Source organism: Pseudomonas sp. M30-35, from assembly GCF_002163625.1.
Lineage (GTDB): Bacteria > Pseudomonadota > Gammaproteobacteria > Pseudomonadales > Pseudomonadaceae > Aquipseudomonas.
In genome coordinates, this window is sequence record NZ_CP020892.1 from 841,977 (window position 1) to 863,513 (window position 21,537).

Below are 21,537 nucleotides of genomic sequence, written 5' to 3' on the forward strand. Positions count from 1 at the left end.
GACATTGGACTATGCTCGGCGCACAGTTTGCTTCTGCGCGCAGGTTAGATAGAGATTAGTCGCTCTGGCGCTTATCGCCCTGCGCGAATTTGCGATCCTGTAGCGTGTTGGAGTCCAGTTGTGCCCTTAGGTTTCACTGCACGCTGGCGCTGTGTTTGTATGCTCGGGACTGCAGCGCCTTTTGCGGCCGAGCAGGGCGCTGCTGTGCTAATCTGCGGCGAGATTTTGTCGGGCTGATGCGGTCCGTTTTTTGAGGTTTAGGTTTTTCATGCATATCCACATTCTCGGTATTTGCGGCACGTTCATGGGCTCAATGGCGGTTCTGGCCAAGGAGCTGGGTCACCATGTCACCGGTTCCGATGCCAATGTCTATCCGCCAATGAGCACTCAGCTTGAAGCTCAGGGCATTGTGCTGACGCAGGGTTATGACCCCGAACAGTTGGATCCCGCTCCTGATTTAGTGGTGATTGGCAACGCCATGTCGCGCGGTAACCCGGCAGTTGAATACGTGCTCAATAAAGGCTTGCCATACGTTAGCGGCCCGCAATGGCTGGCCGACCACGTGCTGCAAGACCGCTGGGTGCTGGCCGTTGCCGGTACTCACGGTAAAACCACCAGCAGCAGTATGTTGGCGTGGGTGCTTGAACATGCTGGCCTGAGCCCAGGTTTTTTGATTGGCGGTGTGCCGCAGAACTTTGGCATTTCAGCGCGTTTGGGCGACACCCCGTTTTTCGTCATTGAGGCGGATGAGTATGACAGTGCGTTTTTCGACAAGCGCTCGAAGTTTGTGCATTACCGTCCACGCACCGCGATTCTGAATAACCTTGAGTTTGACCATGCGGATATCTTCCCTGATCTGGCATCGATTGAGCGCCAGTTCCACCATTTGGTCCGCACCATTCCAAGCCAAGGTCTGGTAATCCATCCGGCTGCCGAGACTGCGCTTAAACGTGTGGTTGAGATGGGGTGCTGGACGCCAGTTCAAACTACCGGCGTTGATGGCCAGTGGCAGGCGCGATTACTGAGTGATGATGGCGCGCGTTTTGAGGTGCTGTTTGACGGCCGCGTTGAGGGTATTGTCGACTGGTCGCTAACCGGGCAGCACAACGTCGCCAACGCATTGGCTGTGCTTGCAGCTGCGCGGCATGTCGGTGTTGTTCCTGCGCTGGGTACTGAAGCCCTGTGCCTGTTCAAGAATGCCAAGCGGCGTATGGAAAAGGTCGCAGAGGTCAATGGTGTGACCATCTATGATGACTTCGCGCATCACCCGACTGCGATTGCCACAACGCTTGATGGCTTGCGCAAACAAATTGGGCCAGCCAAGCTGATTGCAGTGATTGAGCCGCGTTCCAACTCGATGAAGCTAGGCGCCCACCGAGATGGCTTGCCGGGTTCTGTGCATCAGGCGGATCAGGTGTATTGGTATGCGCCTGCCAACCTCGGCTGGGATCTGGCTGCTGTCGTGGCTTCATCCACGGTGCCAACTACCGTGTGTGATTCGCTCGAGGCGATTATTGCAGGGGTTAAAGCGCAGGCTGAGCCCGGTACGCAAATCGTGGTGATGAGCAATGGTGGCTTCGGCGGCCTACACGGTAAATTAGCTAAGGCGCTGGAGGCATGAGTATGCAGGGCCCGGAACGAGTTACCTTGGCGATGACAGGCGCTTCTGGCGCCCAATATGGCCTGCGCCTGCTTGATTGCTTGGTGCAGGAAGAGCGTGAGGTGCACTTTCTGATCTCCAAGGCCGCGCAACTGGTAATGGCCACTGAAACGGATGTCACCTTGCCTGCCAAACCGCAAGCGATGCAGACGTTTTTGTGTGAGTACACCGGGGCTGCGCCTGATCAGATTCGGGTTTACGGCAAGGAGGACTGGATGTCGCCCGTGGCCTCAGGCTCTGGTTCGCCGAGCGCAATGGTGGTTGTACCTTGTTCGACCGGCACACTTTCTGCGATTGCCACTGGCGCCTGTAACAATCTGATTGAACGGGCGGCAGATGTCACCCTCAAGGAGCGTAGGCAGCTGATTTTGGTACCGCGTGAGGCTCCGTTCTCAAGCATTCATCTGGAAAACATGCTGAAGCTGTCGAACATGGGGGCAATCATTTTGCCGGCAGCGCCCGGTTTTTATCACCAGCCGCAAACCATTGATGATTTGATCGACTTTGTCGTCGCACGAATCCTCAATTGTCTTGGCGTACCGCAAGATATGTTGCCGCGCTGGGGCGAACATCATCACGTTAGTCGCGATGACTAAACCTTATGCGGGCATCCTGATATGGCTTGCATTACTGTCCGTAACCAGTGGCTGCGCAAGTGTGCGTACCCTTGATGCGGCTAAAGCCGATGCCCCTGTGGTGTATGCCGGAACACGGCTTGATTGGTATGTGCTGAACGGTGGTTGTTGCCCGGTTGACCGCTATGGCGCAGAAGCACCGGCGTTACCGGGCCTCGACCTGCCATTCAGTGCGCTGCTGGATACGCTGCTGTTGCCGTTGTCGTTAATTACCGCGTTGGGTGGGACGCTTAATGTCAGCGGCGGTCTTTAGCTGCTCTGGGTAATCAATTCAAACTCTCGCAAGAAACTCATCACTTTATCCTGCGGCATCTCGCAAGGTTTGAGCAGCGCTGTGTTTTCCGTTATGTAGTAGTTGAAGCTTATAAAGTCCGTCCCGCCCAGCTCTTCGGCATAAACCTTGATGCTTTTACCTGTATTGAAGTCGCTGCGGCTAATACTGTAAGTGCGGCCGAACGCTTTGGCCTTGCTGGTACCTAGTGGGATTTTATTGATCAGCTTGCTGCGTTGATCTTCCATGAATGGCTTCCAGCACTTTGATCAGGCTGCAACAATTCACAGGCTGAGCTATTGCAGTTGTTCTTTCGGGGTTGTTAGTCAGCCCAGCCAGAATAGACGTAAGTCATGGCTTTGGGGCCCTGCAAATAACGCGTGTCCAGTTGGCGAACGGTAAAGCCCCCTGCTTGAATCAGTGCAGGTATGTCGCGATTCAGATGGCAGCCGCCAGCCAGTGGCTTCCAGATGGGCGTCAGCCTGTTCTGCCAGCGTACCACCGCTGCGTCAGGCGCTAGGCCGTGCTCGCAAAACAGCAGCCTTCCATGCGGTTTAAGCACCCGGCGCATTTCTTTTAGTGCGGCAACGGCATCGACAATCGTGCATAACGTGAAGGTGCAAACGATGCTGTCGAAGCTGGCGTCCTCAGCTTTAATCTGGCCGAGTTCGAGGGCGATCATTTCAACTGCAATAGGGGTTTTTGCGGCACGTTCACGCGCGAGCTTTTGCATCTCTGCCGAAGGGTCAACGCCAATCACCACGCTGACCTTGTTCGGGTCATAAAACTCTAGGTTAAGACCACTGCCGATACCGATCTCAAGCACTCTGCCACACGCCTGCGGGACAATTTTTGAGCGAGCCTTCATGACTTCGCCCATGCCGCAGGCAAAATCAATTAAGCGAGGCAATACAAAGCGTTCATACAGGTTCATCAGTATGCCTCGTTAACGGTCAGGCCGGGTCTTCTGGCTCTTCACTCTCATCATTGTTGCCACTGATGGCGGCAAAGCATTTCAGGCTATGTGATTGCTCAGGTCCGGCGATAGTCCAGCATTCGTTGCTGTTGTCATAGCTGGCGGCGCTTACCTGGCCCAACGTGAACTGCCAGTGGCGGCGATCACGACCGTCAATGCACTCCATGCTAAGCAGTGGCTTGGCTTGGCTGTCGTTACCTGCCGAACCGGCACTAACTTGCGCAAGAAGTTCTTTGTCGAGGCTGAACTGCCAAGCGTAAAGGCCGTCAATTTCAAGCATGTCGGCATCAACCAGGGCTTCAATCAGACTGTTGTGAGTAGTGCTCATAATCAGCTTATCTCGGGGTTAGCGGCCTAATCGGCGCAGTTGGTCTGACTCAATGATACGAGTGCCATCATCTTCCTCAAGTGCCAGTCGCCATAAGGCACGCGCCAGAACCGTGGTTTCAATACCGTGATATTTGCCTGGGAGTAAGCGTGACAGAGGGGTCATCAAACGCTCCCCCAGACGGAACTCCGCACGCGGGCCAATCAGTAGAGAAGGGCGGGCGATGGTCAACTGCGGCCAGCCTTGTTGTTTCAGCGCTTCTTCGGTCTGGCCTTTGACTTGATTGTAAAACACTGATGAGTTTGCATCTGCGCCGAGCGCACTGACCACCAGTAAGTGACGCGCCCCCAGCTCACGGGCACGCTGGGCGAATGCTAAAACCAAGTCGTGATCGACCGCGCGGAATGCTTCTTTCGAGCCCGCCTGCTTGATCGTTGTGCCCAAGCAGCAAAAGGCGGTATCGACCTGACCGCTGAGTTGCGGCAATACATCCAGTAACTCGCCCACTGGGTTTTCTAAGTGAGCGTGTTCTGCCAGTGCACGGCGAGTCGGAGCGAGGAGCCTTTTGACGGTTGGCTCATTGAGCAGCCTGTCGAGCAAATGTTCGCCAGTAAGGCCTGTCGCGCCGGCAAGCAGGATGTGTTGAGGGGTCAAATACATAGTCGTTGTTTCTCCGCTGATACATATCAGCTTATCAGGCCGTGGCGAACTATTGCGGGATACGCAAAAAATCTGCATCTAGTTATCATTTTGTCGATGGCTCATATGCCGGTGACTTAACTGCTTTTTATCATCAATGCGCGCTTTGCTTGCTCAGCACGCAACGCTCGCCAGTGTTTGATAACGTGTTCGGGGGCCCAGATTTGCGGCTCTGATGGGGCAAAGCCTTGTTCCTTTTCGCGTTGACTGACTTCTGTTCTGGCTTGTTTGAATGCTCGTTCAAGGTCATCTGTCTGGCTCAACGCATTGGCAAACAGCGCACGGCCAAAATAGGTGAAGTCATTGTCGTCGGAGCATCCAAAAGATACGCGATCAGCGCGTGAAGCCGTCATCAGCAGGGTTTGCTGGTTTTTCAGTTCTGGGATAAAACCGCCGGAGTAGCAGGCAGAGATGACGATGACCTTGTCGCGAGCCGCCAAGGGTTTGAGCAGTGCGGCAAGCTCACTGGCCGGTAAGTCGGCGAACTGGATACGTGGCACATCCAGATTCAGCTCGTGATTGCGCGAGCCATGACTGGTCAAGTAGATGAACACCAGGTCTTCTGGCCCCGTGCGTTGGGCGAGGCCTTCGATGGCGCGGCGGATGCTCTCACGCGTTGCCATTGGACGATCATTAAGGTGATCGCGGTGGTTGATCAGGGTTATTGTGCCGCGTGCGGAAAAGCGTTGTAGCAGTAAGTCGTTGACGAAATCTGCTTCACGCATGAAGACGCTTTGCTTGCCGTCGCCAGCGACCGTAAGGGCATAAATTTCTTGGTCAGGTGTCGATTCAGGTAGCGCTTTTATTGCGCTTTCTAGCAAGTGTCCTTGTTCGAGTAAGCCGATCTCAAGCGGGTCTGGAAGGGCTTGACCTTGATCGTCGCGAATCAATTTGCTGTTTAGCCATATTCCGGATGTTTTGCTGCCATCAGCCTGTGTGAGGGTGCCTTGGCCACTGTATTCACCGTAGATAAAGCGACCTTCGTAGGTGCTGCCATCAGCTTGGCTCAAGCGGCCTTGGCCGTTGTATGACCAGTCACTGAACTGCCCCAGATAATGGCTGCCGTCAGCCCCCTTGAATTCGCCATCACCAGTCAGCGCCCCGTCGTGGAATTCCCCTGACCAGGAATCTCCCTCAGCGCTTTGGTAGCGGCCGTCGCCATTGAACTGGTCTTTGCTGAAACTGCCGATATACAGGTCGCTATCACTGCTTTTAAAACTGCCAAGGCCATTGAGCAAGCCGTTGCTAAAGATCCCGCTGAATTGGTTGCCGTATTCATCGGTGCGCACACCTTGGCCATTTGCTTGGCCGGCGCGGAACAGGCCGTGATAACGGCTCTTGTCAACATTCTCAAGTGTGCCTAAACCGCTGAATTGACCTTTTTTGAACTGGCCTCGATAGACCATTGCGTTGTTTTTCAGGGTGCCTTCGCCCGCGTACAACCCTTCGATAAAGCCGCCTTCATAGTGACTGCCGTCTGGATGAGTCAGTTTGCCCTGTCCATGATAACGGCCATGCTTGAAACCGCCGATGTAGTGCTCGCCGTTGCTTTTACTGAGCTCACCTGCACCGCTCATTTGCCCGTCTTTAAAGTCACCCTGATACCAACCTCCGCCGACAAAATCGAGGCGTCCGGGTCCTTGCAGCAAGCCGTTGATAACTTGGCCACGGTAATGTGAACCGTCAGGTAATGTGGCATTTGCAGGTAGCAGCGACTCACCCTCACCACAGGCTGTCAGTACTAGCCCAAGGGCCATAGGTGCCACCTTGAGGAAACAGCGCATAGGAAACATCCCCATAAATACAGAGTTGAAGTATGCAACAAAGCAAGGTGTTAGGAAGGGCGGGTTTTGCTGGGGGCGAGTGAGTAAAGTCAGGGGGGGAACGATGGCAACAGGCGTGCGCGGCCTGCCGCCATCAACGCTCAGGTTAAACGAAGCACAGCGTCAGTAATTCGGAGACGTATGCAGGTTTGTCAGAGCCTTCGATTTCAAGAACGGCACTGACTTTGAGCAACCACTGGCCTGGATTCTTCTCAGTGGCATCAAGTAGGGTGGCGGCCAGGCGAACCTTGGAGTCGACTTTGACTGGCTGGATAAAACGTACGCTGTCGAAGCCATAGTTGATGGCCATTTTTAGGCCTTCAGGGACAATCATGATGTCTTCCATCAACATCGGGATCAGCGATAGAGACAAGAAACCGTGAGCGATGGTTGAGCCAAATGGGGTGTGCTTGGCCTTCTCTGGGTCTACGTGGATGAATTGATGGTCACCCGTGCAGTTTGCGAACTCATTGATACGTTGCTGATCAATGGTCAACCATTGTGACCGACCAAGTTCTTTACCGATGAAGCTCTTTAGCTCTTCAATTTTCACCTGCGGCATATTCCCTCCTTGGGGAGACGGGTTTTGTTTTTTTATGTGTATTGCCTCATTGGCTTAGATCACCATGACCCGATTGCAGGGTCAAGGACGATGTTGCTTTTTGAATGGTGGGTTATAGCCGAGCCCATAGGCAGCCTATAATGGCGTGATCTACTGGAGTGCAATGCGCACTTCCAAATACCTGATGCGTGCGCGGATTGTTTAATGCGCCGTCATGCTCAATATCTTGCGGAGATTCACAATGCTGCTGCGCGGCCTTTCCTGGCTGGTGCTGTGCCAACTATTGGGCACAGCACTGAATGTTCTATTTTTCCCGATTTTGCCGGGGCCGATTATTGGCATGATGTTGCTGTTTGTCTTTTTACTGTTTCGTGGCGAGGTTGATGCGCCGCTGCGCGAAGCCGCGAGCAGCTTGCTTAAATATCTGCCACTGATTCTCGTCCCGCCCGCTGTTGGGGTAATGGCGTACGCCACTGACATTGCTGCGGATTTCTGGGCAGTGGTGGGGGCATTGGTGCTTTCGTTGGTGCTTTCGCTGGTATTCGCTGGTTGGCTGATGCAGAAGCTGATCGACCGTCAAGTGCGCAAGCAGGGTGATGTATGACGCTAGATTGGTTCGCGGCATGGCAAGCAGTCACTCATCATCCGTTGTTTGGCGTAGGCATCACGCTAGGTGCATATCAGTTGGCGATGTTTGGCTATGAGAAAACCCGTTGGGTCTTTTTGCAGCCGGTATTGGTATCGATGGTTATCGTCATCGCGGTGTTGCTTGTCTGTGGCCTGAGCTATGCCGAGTACAAGCTTAGTGTTGAATCAATGACTTTATTCCTCGGTCCAACCACTGTTGCCCTGGCGGTGCCGTTGTTTCTGAATTTGCGCAGAATCCGCCAGCTATTCTGGCCAACCGTGACGACTTTGCTGCTGGGTGGCTTGGTTGCCACGTGTTTAGGTATCGGCATTGCGTGGTTGTTCGGGGCTGAGCCGCTGATGTTGATGAGTATTGCGCCTAAGTCAGTGACATCGCCGATTGCTATGCTGGTGGCCGACGAAATTGGCGGAATTGCTGCGCTAGCTGCAGTATTTGTAATGCTGACCGGTGTTGTGGGCGCCATTCTTGGGCCGTCATTGTTGCGTCTGTTTGGCGTTCGCCACCACGCAGCGGTTGGGCTTGCATTGGGTATCACCGCGCATGCGGTGGGTACATCGCGGGCGATGCAAGAAAGTGAAGAGTGTGGCGCGTTTGCTGCATTAGCGATGAGTTTGATGGGGATGTTGACGGCCGTGCTGTTGCCGTTGGCTATTGTGTTACTGAGGTAAGGAGGTTGCTGTGCACCTGCCATTGTTTCCGTTAAATACGGTGTTGTTCCCTGGCTGTTTGTTGGATTTACAAATTTTTGAAGCGCGCTATCTCGATATGATCAGTCGCTGCATGAAGCAGGGCGAAGGCTTTGGTGTGGTGTGCATCATTGAAGGTAATGAAAGCGGCGAAGCTGCCGGGCAGTTCTCTGCCATAGGCTGCGAGGCCCTGGTTCGCGATTTCCAGCAGCAACCGAACGGTTTACTCGGTATTCGTGTTCAAGGTGGGCGTCGTTTTCGTGTTGAGCGTGCACAGCTATTGGCTGATCAACTGACCATGGCCGATATCACGTGGTTGGATGAGGTACCTGAGCAGCCATTGCTGGAAGAGCACGCCGATCTCAATGCATTGCTGCATGCGCTGGCGGTGCATCCTATGGTCGAGGCACTGGGTATGGAAGGCCAGGCCAATGGTCAGGCTGACCTGGCCAACCAGTTGGCTTATTTATTGCCGCTTGAGCCAGAGCAGAAAATTCAGCTGTTGGGCATTGATCAGCCGCTGGAGCGACTGGAGCTGCTACAAGAGGTGCTTGATCAGCTGCAAGATGAACTCAACGCCTAGCGACAGTTTGATGGTTATCTGCAGCTCTGAGGCGTTGCCTCCTTAGTAGCGGTATTGCAGGGCATGGCTTGAAAATTGCCAAATTGAAATGCCAGCCAGCAATGCGGTACAGGCAGGCAGAATCAACCACCACGCTTTCAACGACATGGCCGCCAGCGGTCGTTTACTTTGCGTGGCCGCCAGGCTTGCGGCACACAGAGTGCTCGCCAATAGGGCCCCGCCAATGATATCAGTCGGCCAATGCACGCCGAGATATACCCGCGAGCAGGCGATCATTAGTGCCGGTATGCAGGCCATTATCAGCCAGGTCAAACGCAGTCGCGCCGGTTGTCCGCGTCCGGCCAGGACACCGAGTACTAAGAAAAATGCAAAGGCTGCTGAGCTGTGCCCGCTTGGAAAACTAAAGCTACTAAGAGGCTCGGCCAGCACGTCTGGTCGCTGGCGAGCAAACGTCAATTTCAGCGCGTGATTGCTAAATGCGGTGCCGAGCAGTGTCATTGAGCTGAATAACGCTGAACGCCATTGCTTGGCTGCTATCAATAACAAACATAACAATGCGCCGACCGCTAGCTGTGTGGTGAAGTCACCCAAATGGGTGACGCTCTGGGCAAAGAGGTCTGCATGGCTGCTGCGCTGCTCTTGAATCAGCGCCATTAAGCCTTGATCCAGCTCAGTCAAATGTGGCCAACCAATGAACATGGCGATTAATGCAATGAGCCCGATGCCAGCGGTGTAAAGGCTCGCGTGGCGTTGATCGCGTAAGTTGCTTTGCGCCGCAACCAGCAAAAATAAACCAATGGTTGCTGCGACAATTGCCGCCTCCGTCCAGAAGCCAGGGGGTAAAGGCAGGCGTAACGCCGCACCTGTGGCCCAGCCGGGCAGTATATAGGCGACCGCCCAGCCAGCCGCTGCGATCAGACTGACCACAATAAAGCGTGGCAGTGGCATGTTCAGCATTCCGGCAATCATGGGCAGCATGGGGCGCAGCGGCCCGATGAAGCGACCCACTAACAAGCTGGCGATGCCGTAACGTTGAAAATAATTTTCTGCGTGGGTAAGCCAATGCGCTTTCTGTCGCAACCCGGGCAGACGGCGGATATCTTCATGGAAAAAACGGCCAAGTGCATATGACAATGCATCACCCAGCAGGCCGCCACAATAGGCCAGTAGCAAGGTCTCGCCGAGGCTCAATGACGAACTGCCCGCCAGCGCTGATACTGCGAACAGTAAAAACGTTCCGGGGACGATCAGCCCGACAATCGCCAAGCATTCGGTCAAAGCGATTAAAAGTACGGCAGCGGCCAACCACTGCGGATTGCTGGATAGCCAGTTAGTTAAGGGGTCAATCCATTGGCTCATCGGTGTGCTTCCTGGCGATCAAGTCGATAAAAATCACGGCCTTCTAGCTGCCCACGGCGCAGAGGATTGCGCGTGCAATGGTGTGCATGGGCCGCGTCTACAAAGCGATAAGGCAACTGTTCATCCCGGCCATGAGGAATGCCAAGGCGAGTCGTTTGAATAATGTGCTGTGGGTAGTCGCCGACATCCTCGACAAATAATCGCAGCGGGTCAAAGCGTTGTGCATCCCAATCTGGAACTTTCAGACCGAGCGCCTTACAGAGCAGGGTTTGCCCTGCACAGAGCTTCTCAAGCGCGCGCGGCAGTCCTTGGTTGTCTGGGTTATTGCGTTGCATGCGCTGCAGGCTTGGTTCCCTAGATACCTCATCCAGCCAAGGGAAACCAGATTTAATCAAAACAGCATTTCCTGGCCCTTGGGCGCTGAAGTTCAAAGAGTCCCCACCGCGCGCGTAATACATGTAGATGTGCCCGCCATCGAGAAACAATGCGCGACGTTTGTCGGTATAGCCGAGGGAGGCATGGCTGCCTTTTTCAGCGCAGTAATAGGCTTCAGTTTCGATAATGCGCGCAGACAGCCAGAGGTCGCCTTGGCGATGGCGGATAACTTTGCCAAGCAGGTCGCGGGCCAGCACCCGTGCATCGCGATTAAAGAAATCATCGCTCAGCATGTTAGGTGACGAACTTGCAGTGCTAAAGACGGGTTTGTCATGCATGGTCTGTCGCTGTTTGGTAGTAGGGCATAGGCTGGCTTGGATAATAACAAGACGAGCCTTAAGCATGTCTGAACGAGTTCTTCATAGCCACATAAGCCCTAGCGCGCATTTTACCGCGTATGTCTGGTATCGGCGCGGGTTGTCGGATGCCGCCTTTATCAGCACTTTTGGACAGTTTTCACATGGTGTCTTACGACCTGTTATGTGGGCGGGCAGACAGTTTTTTGATCTCGATCTTGAAAGCATGTTGTTGCTGCGTCATTTGCAAATTGATGCAGGTTTACACCGTGCTATTGAGTCTTCTGGGGTTCGTCAGGTGGTGGAAATCGCTTGTGGGCTTTCGCCAAGAGGGCACCGCTTCACTCAACGTTATCCACAACTTTGCTATTTAGAAGCAGATTTGCCTGCCATGGCCGAACGTAAGCGTCAGTTGCTGGCGGACAATGGTTGGCTCAATGATCAGCATCGGGTCGTCTCGATCGATGTGTTTGCCGAGAGCGGCCCCAGCAGTCTTGCCAGCGCATTTGCCCAGCTGAATCAAAATGAACCGGTTTTGGTGATAACTGAGGGGCTGGTCAATTACTTCCCGCGCAAACAGATAGAGTTATTTTGGACACGTTTGGCCGTCCAGCTAAAACCCTTCCCTGTTGCAAGCTATGTCACTGATTTATACCCGGAGCTGGAGGCTCACCCGCGTTATCGGCAAATCCGCTGGGGTGTCGATTTGGTCGGGAAGTTAACCCGTGGTGAGTATTACCTGCATTACGCCAATGCCGACGCTATTGATGCAGGCTTTAAAGCCTGTGGTTTTGCTGGTGTTGAGGTGGTTGACCCCAGTCTACGGGCTACAGACTTGGGATTGCCAGTACCGACTGTACCAGGCTTGGTGCGAGTCGTTCATGCCCGTATGTGAGGGCTCGACGATTCTGATGTGCGTGAGCTCGTTGCAGGTAGTTGGCGAGTGCTTGGCTGGCGGGTGCATCGCCGTGGGTGAAAATAAATGCGCTGCTCTCAGCCGACTGGTGAAAAAATAAAACGTCCAGTGGCTCAAGCTCCTGGATTGACAGCTGCCAGCCACGAACGGGCAAGCTCTGAATATTCTCGGTGTACAGCGTGCCGCCAAAAAATCCCAGCTCAATAATCTCCGCGTGGCATGTGCTGCCATCAATATTTTGCAGGCGAGCTTGAGGGTGCGCAGGCGCTTTGCGTGCTTCCTGGCGACGCTCTAACTGTAAAAGTGCATGGCTCTCGACGCGCATGACGCCTGCGCAGTGCGTGGGTAGCGGCATGCTGCGTAGAAAGGGTATGTAAAGCTGGCTGCAACTTGGGCGGCGCTCTATCTGTGCAAGGTGATCGGCTTTGTGAATGATTGCGAACTCTGCGTCCGCGCAGGCTGCAGCAAAGTGAGCATGTTCCCATGGCTGGGTGAAATGGTCGTACTCGCCGGCGAGAATCAATGTTGGGCATTGAGGGTGCGAATCAAAACCTTTGAAGTCGAGCAAGCGCTGGCTGTTTTGTTGGTAACGCTGCATTTCTGAGCTTGATAACCGTTGTAGCTGGCGCAGCATGGCCTTTTGAAAGGTTGGGGATATTCCGGTTTGTTGGGTGCGTAAGGGGTTTATCAAACCGCTGATAACGCCTTGTGCAAAGTAGCCAATATTGCCCTGCTCTAGGGCATGTAGACTTTCCTCAAGCAGTAGTCGTGCGCCAGGTCTGCCGAATGCTGCGATACCCGAAAGGAGTAAGCGGTAACACTTGGTTGGGTGGCGGCAGGCAAACAATGCGGCGAGCGCCGAGCCATAGGAAAGGCCGATCGGCATGACGGCAGGTAAATTCAGTTCGCCGATAAATCTCGCGATCAGATCAGCCAAATCCTCCAGGTTCAGCTCGCCGGCTGGCTGCAAATTACCGCCTTGGCTGGGCAAGTCGAGCAGAATGACGGGATGATCGACCAGCAGCTCGCCGACTTCGTGACTGAACGAGCGGAAACCCTGAAATGCCCCGCCAATTAATAACACAGGGTGGCGTGGGTCATCACTGTAGGTTGAGTACGCTAAGTAATGCAGACGCCAAGGGCCGATCATCAGCGTCTCATGACTATTATTCAGTTGCGTCGGGTGGTAGTCGGTTTGATAGCGCATAGATCAATGGCTCCGACGGTAAACCGTCTCTCTTCAGCCCTTGCCATGTCAGACGAATATGTCTGAGCGTTTTCATGAGCTTTAAGAAGCAAGGGCTTTCTATGTAGGCCGCTTTGAACATAAACAGATGCCTTTCTTTTGGTTACCGATCCTTAGAACTGTCTCCAGGGCCAGCGACCCGCGTGTACCGTGACAGGGTCAAATAACACCTGTCGCAGCTGTTACTGTGAAAAAAACGCAACAACCGGGTCGCCTTCCGCCCGTCACCGCTGTGCGTGAAGCCTTACGCTCGCTATAATCAGCCGCTTTCCTTGTTGCCTGGCTACCGAGACCATGACTGAGTCCGTGCTCGACTATATGACCCGCTTGGGCCGTGCTGCCCGTGAGGCTTCGCGCGTGATAGCGCGTGCCAGCACCGCACAGAAGAACCGCGCCTTGCTGGCAGCCGCGTCTGCGCTGGATGCGGCGCGTGCTGAATTGACCGAAGAGAACGACAAAGACCTCGCCGCAGGCCGTGCAAATGGTCTTGAGCCGGCGATGCTCGACCGTTTGGCGCTGACTCCTGCGCGTATCGACGCAATGATTGAAGGTCTGCGTCAGGTCGCAACATTGGCCGATCCAGTCGGTGCTATTCGCGATATGAGCTACCGTCCGTCGGGTATTCAGGTCGGCAAGATGCGCGTGCCACTTGGGGTGGTCGGTATCATTTATGAGTCACGGCCTAATGTGACCATTGATGCAGCAAGTCTGTGTCTGAAATCCGGCAACGCGACTATTTTGCGCGGTGGCTCAGAAGCTATTCACTCCAATCGGGCTGTCGCGGCGTGCATCCAGCGTGGTCTGGCTGCGGCAGATTTACCTGCCGCGGTGGTGCAAGTGGTCGAAACCACTGATCGCGCCGCGGTGGGTGCGTTGATTACCATGCCTGAGTTTGTTGATGTGATCGTGCCGCGTGGCGGTAAAGGGCTTATCGAGCGAGTCAGCCGTGATGCGCGCGTACCGGTGATCAAGCACCTTGATGGTATTTGTCACGTGTACGTTGATGCCTTGGCCGAACTGGCGAAGGCACAGAAGATTGCCCTCAATGCCAAAACATACCGTTATGGCATCTGCGGTGCGATGGAGACCTTGTTGGTCCACCAATCGGTTGCGGCTGATTTCCTGCCGGCAATGGCTGCTCTGTTCGTTGAGAAAGGTGTGGAGTTACGTGGCTGTGAACGTACGCGTGAGCTGATCGCGGTTAATCCGGCAACTGATGAAGACTGGGCGACCGAATATTTGGCCGCGATCCTGTCGATCCGTATCGTTGATGATCTTGATCAGGCAATTGAGCACATTAACCATTATGGCTCGCACCACACCGACTCGATTGTGACTGAACATCAGGGCAACGCTCGGCGCTTTATGGCTGAAGTGGACTCCAGTTCAGTGATGCTCAATACCCCAACCTGTTTCGCTGATGGCTTTGAGTATGGCCTCGGCGCGGAGATTGGTATTTCCACTGATAAGCTACATGCGCGCGGACCAGTCGGGCTTGAAGGCCTGACTTGCGAGAAGTATGTAGTGGTCGGCGATGGTCAGTTGCGCGGACAGAATGCCTAAACGCATTGGCCTATTTGGCGGCACCTTTGATCCGGTGCACATTGGCCATTTACGCGGCGCGGTTGAAGTTGCCGAGTTTATGGTTCTTGATGAGCTGCGTCTGATACCGAGTGCGCGGCCGCCACACAGAGATACGCCGCATGTTTCTGCCCATGACCGCTTGGCGATGGTTGAGCGTGCAGTAGCTGGCGTTGCGCCGTTAGTGGTTGATGACCGTGAGCTTAAGCGCAATAAGCCGTCCTATAGCATCGATACTTTAGAATCGCTGCGGGCAGAATTGGCTGCGGATGATCAGTTGTATTTGTTACTGGGCTGGGATGCCTTTTGCGGGCTGCCAAGCTGGCACCGTTGGGATGAGTTATTGCTGCACTGCCATATTTTGGTGTTGCAGCGTCCCGATGCTGACAGTGAAGCGCCAGAGGCGCTGCGCGATTTGTTAGCTGCGCGCAGTGTCAGTGATCCACATGCGATGGCCGGTGCATGTGGGCAGATTTCCTTTGTCTGGCAAACGCCGATGGCGGTGTCTGCCACACAAATCCGCGGGCTATTGCATAGCGGAAAATCGGTACGTTATTTGGTGCCAGACACGGTACTGACTTATATCCAAGCGCACGGGCTGTACCGTGCAGCGAACTAATGAGTATGTAGATAAATTACTGCGTTACGCTATGCATCATTGAACCAGCCGAATGAGTAATCATCAGCTGAGTATGCTTAGCGGAGCGTTTGATGAATATCGCGATTAATGGCGAGTTTTAGCAGCAGTAGTATGCAAACTCTGACACATGAGGCAAACGAGTTACCTATGAAGAATCAAATCATGCCGAGCGAAGACCTGGTCAAATTGGCCATCCTTGCTCTGGAAGACATCAAAGCCCAAGACATCATCACTATTGATGTGCGTGAAAAGACCAGCATCACTGATTTCATGGTGATTGCCAGCGGTACTTCCAGTCGTCACGTTAAGTCGCTGGTCGACAACGTGCTGGAAAAAGTAAAAGAGCAGGGCGTACGTCCAATCGGTAGTGAAGGTCTCGACACGGGTGAGTGGGCGCTGCTCGATCTTGGCGATATCGTGGTTCACGTAATGCTGCCGACTACCCGTCAGTTTTACGACCTTGAGCGACTGTGGCAGGGTGCAGAGCAGAGCCGTGCACAGCACGCGCCAGAGCAAGGCCCGGAAGCTGAGTAAGGGCGTCTAGCTGTGCGTATCAAATTGATTGCAGTCGGGTCTAAAATGCCGCGCTGGGTCGAGGACGGTTGGCAGGAATATGCCAAGCGTATGCCCTCTGAGCTGGCGCTTGAGCTGATTGAGATACCGTTGACCACGCGAAGTAAGAATGCCGACGTAACCCGTATGATTCGCCAGGAAGGCGAAGCCATGCTGGCTAAAGTTCAGCCGGGTGAACGGATCGTCACCCTGGAAGTCGAAGGACGACCATGGAGCACCGAGCAACTTGCCCTTGAGCTGGATAAGTGGCGGCTTGATTCGCGTACAGTCAATTTGATGGTTGGTGGCCCTGAGGGGCTTGCGCCTGAGGTTCAGGCGCGTAGCGAACAGCGTTGGTCGCTGTCGCCGCTGACTTTGCCACATCCGCTGGTACGTATCCTCATCGGCGAGCAGGTTTATCGCGCCTGGACTGTATTGTCCGGCCATCCATACCATAAGTAGCCACAGTAACCGATGCCGCAGCCGATCCGCCTAAAAGACCACGAGAAAGACGCGCGCCTGATTCGTGGGCGTGCGATCGTCGGTGCCATTGTGGTCTTTTTGTTGATCGGCGTGCTGGTGAGTCGTCTGTACTACCTGCAGGTGGTGCAGTACGAGTATCACTCGACGCTGTCTGAAAACAACCGCGTGCATGTTCAGCCGATTCCTCCAAATCGTGGGCTTATTTACGATCGAAATGGGGAGATCATCGCCGATAACCGGCCAAGTTTCAGTCTGACCCTGACGCGTGAGCGCGCGGGTGACTGGGAGCAGGTGTTGGATGTTATTGTCGAAGTGCTGGGGCTTCCCGAAGAAGACCGCCAGCTCTTTGAAAAGCGCGTGCGGCAGGGGCGCAGGCCGTTCGAGCCGGTGCCGGTGCTATTTGAACTGAGCGAAGAGCAAATCGCCAAAATCGCCATTAACCAATTCCGCTTGCCCGGCGTTGAAGTGACCGCGCAATTGGTTCGTCATTACCCATTGGGCGAGCACTTTGCTCATTCGGTTGGTTATGTGGGGCGAATCAATGAGACTGAGCTGAAAAAACTCGACCCCGTTGAGTACAGTGGCTCGCACCATATCGGTAAAACCGGTATCGAGCGTTTCTACGAGTCCGACCTGCATGGCAAGGTCGGTTATGAAGAAGTTGAAACCAACGCGCGTGGCCGTGTTTTGCGAGTGCTTAACCGCACCGACCCGCAGCCTGGAAAAGACCTGATTCTGACCATCGACACCAAGCTTCAGGAGGCAGCCGAAAAGGCGCTGGGTGGGCGTCGTGGCGCAATTGTGGCCATTCAGGTGAAGACCGGCGAGGTGTTGGCGATGGTTAGCCAGCCGAGTTTTGATCCAAATCCGTTTGTGACCGGCATTAGCTTCAAGGCCTACGCTGAATTGCGCGACTCGATTGATCAGCCGTTGTTTAACCGCGTGCTGCGAGGGTTGTATCCGCCGGGTTCGACGGTCAAGCCGATGATGGCTATCGCAGGTCTTGATGCCGGTGTGATTACTCCGACTTCAAAAGTGTATGACCCAGGCTTTTACCAATTACCTAACAACACTCATAAATACCGTAACTGGAACCGTTATGGTGATGGCTCGGTAAACCTCGACACCGCTCTGATGCGCTCGAATGACACCTATTTCTACGACTTGGCGCATAAGCTGGGCATTGATCGCATGCACGATTACATGTCCAAGTTTGGGCTGGGGCGGCGTGTCTCGCTGGATATGTTCGAGGAAACCGCAGGGCTGATGCCTTCACGTGAATGGAAGCGCGGGCGCTATCGTCAAGCCTGGTATCCAGGTGAAACGCTAATTCTCGGTATCGGTCAGGGCTACATGCAAACCACCCCGCTGCAGCTGGCGCAAGCGACTGCGTTAGTGGCTAGCCGCGGAAAATGGATTCGTCCGCATTTGGCTAAAACCGTGGATGGGGTGGCGCCAGTAGACGACAACCCTATCCCTGATATTGTGCTTAAAGACCCTAGATACTGGGACTATGCGCGTCACGGTATGGAAATGGTTATGCATGGTGCGCGCGGTACTGCGCGTAAAGTCGGTAACGAGGCGGCCTACCGAATCGCCGGTAAGAGTGGTACTGCGCAGGTCGTGGCAATCAAGCAAGGCGAGCGTTACGACCGCACTAAAATTCGTGAGCGACACCGTGACCACGCCTTGTTCGTAGGTTTTGCTCCAGCTGAAGATCCTGAAATTGCAGTCTCGGTGATGGTCGAGAACGGTGAGTCGGGCTCCGGGGTTGCGGCGCCAGTGCTCAAAGCAGTGATGGATGCTTGGTTACTGGATGACAATGGCGTGCTCAAGGCTGAGTATGCTCCTCCCGTTAAAGAACAGGCGCAGGACCAATGAGCAATAGCTTTGACCGTACCCTGTCCAGTGAAGATGTGCTGCGCCGCAGAGCGAGCCTGCTCCAGCGTTTGCATATTGACGGTATCTTGTTGCTGCTGCTGTTAACCCTGGCTGCTGGCAGCTTGTTTATCTTGTATTCAGCCAGTGGCAAAGATGTCGATCTTTTGATGAAGCAGGCCAGTTCATTTGGTATTGGCCTGGTTGGCATGATCATCATCGCCCAGTTTGAGCCGCGCTTTATGGCGCGCTGGGTACCGCTTGCCTACGTTGCGGGTGTCGGTCTGTTGGTGGTGGTCGATGTCATGGGCCACAACGCGATGGGCGCAACGCGCTGGATCAATATTCCAGGAGTCATTCGCTTTCAGCCGTCGGAGTTCATGAAGATCATCATGCCCGCGACGATTGCCTGGTATCTGTCGAAACGCGCCTTGCCGCCGCGTCTGAAACATATTGTGGTGAGTCTGGCGCTGATTGGCGTGCCCGTGAGCCTTATCCTTATACAGCCAGATTTGGGCACATCGTTGTTGGTGATCACGTCTGGTGCGTTTGTGCTGTTTATGGCGGGTTTGCAGTGGCGCTGGATCATTGGTGCCGTGACTGCATTGGTTCCTGTTGCAGTTGGCATGTGGTTTTTTGTCATGCATCAGTACCAAAAACAACGGGTATTGACCTTTCTGAGTCCTGAGACAGATCCACTCGGCAGTGGCTGGAATATTATCCAGTCGAAAGCAGCGATTGGCTCTGGGGGCGTGTTGGGTAAAGGCTGGTTGTTGGGCACGCAGTCACACCTGGACTTTTTGCCGGAAAGCCACACGGACTTTATCATTGCGGTTCTGGCTGAAGAGTTCGGTTTGGTTGGCGTATGCATATTGCTGTTTGTCTATTTGTTGTTGATCAGTCGTGGGCTAGTGATAACCGTGCAAGCGCAGACGCTGTTCGGTAAGCTCTTGGCCGGGTCAATAACGATGACGTTTTTCGTCTACGTGTTCGTCAATATCGGCATGGTTAGTGGTTTGCTGCCTGTCGTTGGGGTTCCTTTGCCATTCATTAGCTATGGCGGAACTTCGCTGATCACGTTGTTGTCAGGGTTTGGAGTTTTGATGTCGATCCACACACACCGTAAGTGGATCGCTCAGGTTTAATTGGGGTTATGAATTCAATGCAAAATCTGCGTGGCTGGGCCGTAAGACAAGCACATTGGTTAGGACTTGCCACTGCGCTCGGATGGGTTCAGCAAGCCAGCGCAGGTGATTATTCTGAATCACCTGAAGTTGCCTCGTTTATCACTGAAATGACCCGTGACTACGGGTTTGCCGATGAGCAGCTAGTCAACTTGTTCGGAGAGGTTGAGCGCAAGCAGTCGATTATCGATGCTATTTCGCGCCCGGCAGAGCGGGTTAAGCAGTGGAAAGATTACCGCCCAATTTTTATCACTGACTCGCGTATCGCTCGCGGCGTCGATTTTTGGCGTCAGCATGAAGCCGCTTTGGCGCGTGCGGAAAAGGAATACGGTGTTCCGGCTCAGTATATTGTCGCAATCATCGGCGTTGAGACCTTTTACGGCGGCAATACCGGCAGCTATCGAGTGCTCGATGCATTGTCGACGCTGGCATTTGATTACCCGCCACGTGCGCCATTTTTCCGCAAGGAGTTGCGTGAATTCCTGATGCTGTCGCGTGAGGAGCAGGTCGATCCAATTACTCTTAAGGGCTCTTACGCGGGTGCGATGGGGCTGCCGCAATTTATGCCGAGCAGCTTCCGTGCTTATGCGGTGGACTTTGACGGCGATGGTCACATCAATATCTGGAGCAATCCAGATGATGCCATCGGCAGCGTAGCTAGCTACTTTAAGCGTCATGGTTGGTTGGCAGGTGAGCCGGTAGTCAGCCGCGCTAGCGTTTCTGGGGATAAAGTTGAGCAAGGTTTGACCGAAGGCCTCGAACCAGTGAAAAATATTAACCAGCTAAATGAGCTAGGCTGGAGCATCACCGATAAGCTCGATGGCGAAATGCCGGTGACGGCTTTTCGTTTTGAGGGTGTCGATGGCGACGAGTATTGGTTAGGCTTGCCCAACTTTTACGTGATTACACGTTACAATCGCAGCAGCATGTATGCGATGGCGGTCACTCAACTGGCTGATTTGATAGCCGAAGCGCGGGGAACCCATTGATGTCGAGCTTGCCACTCAGACTCGTTACGCTTGGCGCCATTACCTTGGCGTTGGCAAGCTGCTCGTCTACTAAACAGCCGGTGGTTAAACCCGTCGCGTCACAGCCGGCAGGTATTAGCGGTCCCAGTGACTTTGCGCGCCCTCATCGTGATGGCGCGCCATGGTGGGATGTCGATGTCTCGCTGATTCGCGATGCGGTACCGACACCTCACACCGGTGCTTACAAAGCCAGCCCGTACACAGTATTGGGCACTAAGTATTTCCCTATCTCCGATGGTAGTAGCTACCGTGCTACGGGCTTGGCGTCTTGGTATGGCACCAAGTTTCATGGTCAAGCGACCGCCAACGGTGAAACCTATGATCTTTATGGCATGACCGCCGCGCATAAAACCCTGCCGCTGCCGAGCTATGTCAAAGTCACCAATCTGGAAAACGGCAAAACCGCAATTTTGCGGGTCAATGACCGTGGTCCGTTCTACTCAGATCGCATTATCGATCTGTCGTTTGCCGCCGCTAAAAAGCTTGGTTATGCCGAGAAAGGTACTGCGCGTGTCAAGGTTGAAGGCATTGATCCTCAACAGTGGTGGGCAAAGCAGGGCAAGACGGCGCCAATGGTGCTAGCTCAGCCCACCGCCAAAACGCAGATGCAAGCCATGGCTGAGCCGGTTGAGCAGTATGTGCCACCTGCGAGCCAGCACGCCGCGCCCGTATTGCCGGTGCAAGTTGACTCAAAAAAAAACGCTTCACTCGCAGCCTCTGGCCTGTATCTCCAAGTGGGAGCCTTCGCCAATCCGGACGCTGCGGAGCTTCTCAAGGACAAGCTGAGCGGGACAGTAACTGCCCCGGTATTCATCAGCTCAGTGGTGCAGAATCAACGAACGCTGCACCGCGTTCGAGTCGGCCCGATCAGCAATCAGGGCGAGGCTGAGCAAATGCAAGAAAGTCTTCGTCTGGCCAATTTGGGCAAGCCCACAATGGTACGGGCGAACTGAATTGGCTAAGCGCAGTCACTGTAATCAGCCCATTAGCTAAGCAGCATGTTGTCGCAACCGCTCTGAGTTGCGACAGCCATTCATAATTTGTCCATTCGGGCATGTTCCACCATC

Annotated in this window: 24 protein-coding genes; 15 read left to right on the forward strand and 9 right to left on the reverse strand. The window is 54.2% G+C overall.

The window, feature by feature from the left end; all coding sequences use genetic code 11:
* The first annotated feature begins 268 nt into the window (after positions 1-268).
* Genes mpl through B9K09_RS03910 form a run of 3 tightly spaced genes read left to right on the forward strand, consistent with a single transcriptional unit; the run spans position 269 to position 2,548 of the window.
* The gene (gene mpl / locus B9K09_RS03900) at positions 269-1,621 is read left to right on the forward strand and encodes a UDP-N-acetylmuramate:L-alanyl-gamma-D-glutamyl-meso-diaminopimelate ligase (RefSeq protein WP_087515591.1); all 1,353 of its coding nucleotides are present in this window, start codon (positions 269-271) and stop codon (positions 1,619-1,621) included.
* Positions 1,622-1,623: 2 nt separating this feature from the next.
* Complete coding sequence (gene ubiX, locus B9K09_RS03905; protein WP_087515592.1) at positions 1,624-2,256, forward strand: flavin prenyltransferase UbiX; 633 nt, start codon at positions 1,624-1,626, stop codon at positions 2,254-2,256.
* Entirely contained in the window at positions 2,249-2,548 is a 300-nt protein-coding gene (locus tag B9K09_RS03910; RefSeq protein WP_087515593.1) for a YceK/YidQ family lipoprotein, read from the forward strand. Before ubiX ends, B9K09_RS03910 begins: the two co-directional genes overlap by 8 nt.
* Here the strand turns inward: B9K09_RS03910 and B9K09_RS03915 are convergent.
* The 6 genes from B9K09_RS03915 to B9K09_RS03940 all read right to left on the reverse strand — a co-directional run bounded on the left by B9K09_RS03915 (position 2,545) and on the right by B9K09_RS03940 (position 6,954).
* On the reverse strand, positions 2,545-2,814 hold the full coding sequence (locus B9K09_RS03915) for a peptide methionine sulfoxide reductase (RefSeq protein WP_087515594.1): 270 nt from the start codon (positions 2,812-2,814) through the stop codon (positions 2,545-2,547). The genes B9K09_RS03910 and B9K09_RS03915 overlap by 4 nt on opposite strands.
* Before the next feature lie 74 nt (positions 2,815-2,888).
* On the reverse strand, positions 2,889-3,500 hold the full coding sequence (locus B9K09_RS03920; protein WP_087515595.1) for a class I SAM-dependent methyltransferase: 612 nt from the start codon (positions 3,498-3,500) through the stop codon (positions 2,889-2,891).
* Between the two features lie 19 nt (positions 3,501-3,519).
* Positions 3,520-3,870, reverse strand: a complete 351-nt coding sequence (locus B9K09_RS03925; protein ID WP_087515596.1) for a DUF5629 family protein — start codon at positions 3,868-3,870, stop codon at positions 3,520-3,522.
* An 18-nt stretch (positions 3,871-3,888) separates the two neighbouring features.
* On the reverse strand, positions 3,889-4,530 hold the full coding sequence (locus tag B9K09_RS03930) for an oxidoreductase (RefSeq protein ID WP_087515597.1): 642 nt from the start codon (positions 4,528-4,530) through the stop codon (positions 3,889-3,891).
* A 116-nt stretch (positions 4,531-4,646) separates the two neighbouring features.
* Entirely contained in the window at positions 4,647-6,353 is a 1,707-nt protein-coding gene (locus B9K09_RS03935) for a C13 family peptidase (RefSeq protein ID WP_087515598.1), read from the reverse strand.
* 145 nt (positions 6,354-6,498) lie between these two features.
* On the reverse strand, positions 6,499-6,954 hold the full coding sequence (locus B9K09_RS03940) for a MaoC family dehydratase (protein WP_087515599.1): 456 nt from the start codon (positions 6,952-6,954) through the stop codon (positions 6,499-6,501).
* A gap of 241 nt (positions 6,955-7,195) precedes the next feature.
* Here B9K09_RS03940 and B9K09_RS03945 point away from each other — a divergent pair, with 241 nt between their 5' ends.
* Genes B9K09_RS03945 through B9K09_RS03955 form a run of 3 tightly spaced genes read left to right on the forward strand, consistent with a single transcriptional unit; the run spans position 7,196 to position 8,872 of the window.
* Positions 7,196-7,558: a CidA/LrgA family protein gene (locus tag B9K09_RS03945; RefSeq protein WP_087515600.1), complete on the forward strand. Its 363-nt coding sequence runs from the start codon at positions 7,196-7,198 to the stop codon at positions 7,556-7,558.
* The gene (locus tag B9K09_RS03950; protein WP_087515601.1) at positions 7,555-8,271 is read left to right on the forward strand and encodes an LrgB family protein; all 717 of its coding nucleotides are present in this window, start codon (positions 7,555-7,557) and stop codon (positions 8,269-8,271) included. The genes B9K09_RS03945 and B9K09_RS03950 overlap by 4 nt, the downstream gene beginning before the upstream one ends.
* Before the next feature lie 10 nt (positions 8,272-8,281).
* Complete coding sequence (locus tag B9K09_RS03955) at positions 8,282-8,872, forward strand: LON peptidase substrate-binding domain-containing protein (protein ID WP_087515602.1); 591 nt, start codon at positions 8,282-8,284, stop codon at positions 8,870-8,872.
* A gap of 42 nt (positions 8,873-8,914) precedes the next feature.
* On the opposite strand, the gene B9K09_RS03960 is transcribed toward B9K09_RS03955, so the two are convergent.
* Together B9K09_RS03960 and B9K09_RS03965 are read right to left on the reverse strand one after the other, a co-directional pair.
* Positions 8,915-10,231: a bifunctional DedA family/phosphatase PAP2 family protein gene (locus tag B9K09_RS03960; protein ID WP_087515603.1), complete on the reverse strand. Its 1,317-nt coding sequence runs from the start codon at positions 10,229-10,231 to the stop codon at positions 8,915-8,917.
* The gene (locus B9K09_RS03965; RefSeq protein ID WP_087515604.1) at positions 10,228-10,944 is read right to left on the reverse strand and encodes a DNA-3-methyladenine glycosylase; all 717 of its coding nucleotides are present in this window, start codon (positions 10,942-10,944) and stop codon (positions 10,228-10,230) included. Before B9K09_RS03965 ends, B9K09_RS03960 begins: the two co-directional genes overlap by 4 nt.
* A gap of 64 nt (positions 10,945-11,008) precedes the next feature.
* Here B9K09_RS03965 and B9K09_RS03970 point away from each other — a divergent pair, with 64 nt between their 5' ends.
* The gene (locus B9K09_RS03970; RefSeq protein ID WP_177408631.1) at positions 11,009-11,857 is read left to right on the forward strand and encodes a class I SAM-dependent methyltransferase; all 849 of its coding nucleotides are present in this window, start codon (positions 11,009-11,011) and stop codon (positions 11,855-11,857) included.
* Here B9K09_RS03970 and B9K09_RS03975 read toward each other — a convergent pair.
* Positions 11,790-13,085: an alpha/beta fold hydrolase gene (locus tag B9K09_RS03975; RefSeq protein WP_087515605.1), complete on the reverse strand. Its 1,296-nt coding sequence runs from the start codon at positions 13,083-13,085 to the stop codon at positions 11,790-11,792. The genes B9K09_RS03970 and B9K09_RS03975 overlap by 68 nt on opposite strands.
* A 333-nt stretch (positions 13,086-13,418) precedes the next feature.
* Between B9K09_RS03975 and B9K09_RS03980 the strand changes: the two genes are divergently transcribed.
* The 8 genes from B9K09_RS03980 (at position 13,419) to B9K09_RS04015 (ending at position 21,423) form a co-directional block, all read left to right on the forward strand.
* Entirely contained in the window at positions 13,419-14,687 is a 1,269-nt protein-coding gene (locus B9K09_RS03980) for a glutamate-5-semialdehyde dehydrogenase (protein WP_087515606.1), read from the forward strand.
* Positions 14,680-15,324 (forward strand): nicotinate-nucleotide adenylyltransferase, encoded by a 645-nt coding sequence (gene nadD / locus B9K09_RS03985; RefSeq protein WP_087515607.1) that lies wholly within the window; start codon positions 14,680-14,682, stop codon positions 15,322-15,324. The genes B9K09_RS03980 and nadD overlap by 8 nt, the downstream gene beginning before the upstream one ends.
* 183 nt (positions 15,325-15,507) lie before the next feature.
* A complete protein-coding gene (gene rsfS / locus B9K09_RS03990; RefSeq protein WP_087518972.1) occupies positions 15,508-15,879 on the forward strand; it encodes a ribosome silencing factor in 372 nt (123 codons plus the stop codon).
* A gap of 12 nt (positions 15,880-15,891) precedes the next feature.
* Positions 15,892-16,359, forward strand: a complete 468-nt coding sequence (rlmH, locus tag B9K09_RS03995) for a 23S rRNA (pseudouridine(1915)-N(3))-methyltransferase RlmH (RefSeq protein WP_087515608.1) — start codon at positions 15,892-15,894, stop codon at positions 16,357-16,359.
* Between the two features lie 12 nt (positions 16,360-16,371).
* Positions 16,372-18,261 carry a penicillin-binding protein 2 gene (gene mrdA / locus B9K09_RS04000; RefSeq protein WP_087515609.1) on the forward strand — a complete coding sequence of 630 codons (1,890 nt, stop codon included), beginning with the start codon at positions 16,372-16,374 and terminating at the stop codon, positions 18,259-18,261.
* A 38-nt stretch (positions 18,262-18,299) separates the two neighbouring features.
* Positions 18,300-19,403: a rod shape-determining protein RodA gene (gene rodA, locus B9K09_RS04005; RefSeq protein ID WP_177408698.1), complete on the forward strand. Its 1,104-nt coding sequence runs from the start codon at positions 18,300-18,302 to the stop codon at positions 19,401-19,403.
* Positions 19,404-19,420: 17 nt separating this feature from the next.
* A complete protein-coding gene (mltB, locus tag B9K09_RS04010) occupies positions 19,421-20,431 on the forward strand; it encodes a lytic murein transglycosylase B (RefSeq protein WP_087515611.1) in 1,011 nt (336 codons plus the stop codon).
* Entirely contained in the window at positions 20,431-21,423 is a 993-nt protein-coding gene (locus B9K09_RS04015; RefSeq protein ID WP_157699322.1) for a septal ring lytic transglycosylase RlpA family protein, read from the forward strand. The genes mltB and B9K09_RS04015 overlap by 1 nt, the downstream gene beginning before the upstream one ends.
* Positions 21,424-21,537: the final 114 nt, after the last annotated feature.

Coding starts and splice junctions, on each gene's coding strand:
- B9K09_RS03975 (WP_087515605.1), bottom strand. CDS start 13,085: ATGCGCTATCAAACCGACTACCACCCGACGCAACTGAATAATAGTCAT.
- nadD (WP_087515607.1), top strand. CDS start 14,680: ATGCCTAAACGCATTGGCCTATTTGGCGGCACCTTTGATCCGGTGCAC.
- B9K09_RS03920 (WP_087515595.1), bottom strand. CDS start 3,500: ATGAACCTGTATGAACGCTTTGTATTGCCTCGCTTAATTGATTTTGCC.
- B9K09_RS03930 (WP_087515597.1), bottom strand. CDS start 4,530: ATGTATTTGACCCCTCAACACATCCTGCTTGCCGGCGCGACAGGCCTT.
- B9K09_RS03925 (WP_087515596.1), bottom strand. CDS start 3,870: ATGAGCACTACTCACAACAGTCTGATTGAAGCCCTGGTTGATGCCGAC.
- rsfS (WP_087518972.1), top strand. CDS start 15,508: ATGCCGAGCGAAGACCTGGTCAAATTGGCCATCCTTGCTCTGGAAGAC.
- mpl (WP_087515591.1), top strand. CDS start 269: ATGCATATCCACATTCTCGGTATTTGCGGCACGTTCATGGGCTCAATG.
- B9K09_RS04015 (WP_157699322.1), top strand. CDS start 20,431: ATGTCGAGCTTGCCACTCAGACTCGTTACGCTTGGCGCCATTACCTTG.
- B9K09_RS03960 (WP_087515603.1), bottom strand. CDS start 10,231: ATGAGCCAATGGATTGACCCCTTAACTAACTGGCTATCCAGCAATCCG.
- B9K09_RS03980 (WP_087515606.1), top strand. CDS start 13,419: ATGACTGAGTCCGTGCTCGACTATATGACCCGCTTGGGCCGTGCTGCC.
- B9K09_RS03910 (WP_087515593.1), top strand. CDS start 2,249: ATGACTAAACCTTATGCGGGCATCCTGATATGGCTTGCATTACTGTCC.
- B9K09_RS03965 (WP_087515604.1), bottom strand. CDS start 10,944: ATGCATGACAAACCCGTCTTTAGCACTGCAAGTTCGTCACCTAACATG.
- B9K09_RS03940 (WP_087515599.1), bottom strand. CDS start 6,954: ATGCCGCAGGTGAAAATTGAAGAGCTAAAGAGCTTCATCGGTAAAGAA.
- B9K09_RS03945 (WP_087515600.1), top strand. CDS start 7,196: ATGCTGCTGCGCGGCCTTTCCTGGCTGGTGCTGTGCCAACTATTGGGC.
- mrdA (WP_087515609.1), top strand. CDS start 16,372: ATGCCGCAGCCGATCCGCCTAAAAGACCACGAGAAAGACGCGCGCCTG.
- B9K09_RS03935 (WP_087515598.1), bottom strand. CDS start 6,353: ATGCGCTGTTTCCTCAAGGTGGCACCTATGGCCCTTGGGCTAGTACTG.
- mltB (WP_087515611.1), top strand. CDS start 19,421: ATGCAAAATCTGCGTGGCTGGGCCGTAAGACAAGCACATTGGTTAGGA.
- B9K09_RS03915 (WP_087515594.1), bottom strand. CDS start 2,814: ATGGAAGATCAACGCAGCAAGCTGATCAATAAAATCCCACTAGGTACC.
- B9K09_RS03970 (WP_177408631.1), top strand. CDS start 11,009: ATGTCTGAACGAGTTCTTCATAGCCACATAAGCCCTAGCGCGCATTTT.
- B9K09_RS03950 (WP_087515601.1), top strand. CDS start 7,555: ATGACGCTAGATTGGTTCGCGGCATGGCAAGCAGTCACTCATCATCCG.
- ubiX (WP_087515592.1), top strand. CDS start 1,624: ATGCAGGGCCCGGAACGAGTTACCTTGGCGATGACAGGCGCTTCTGGC.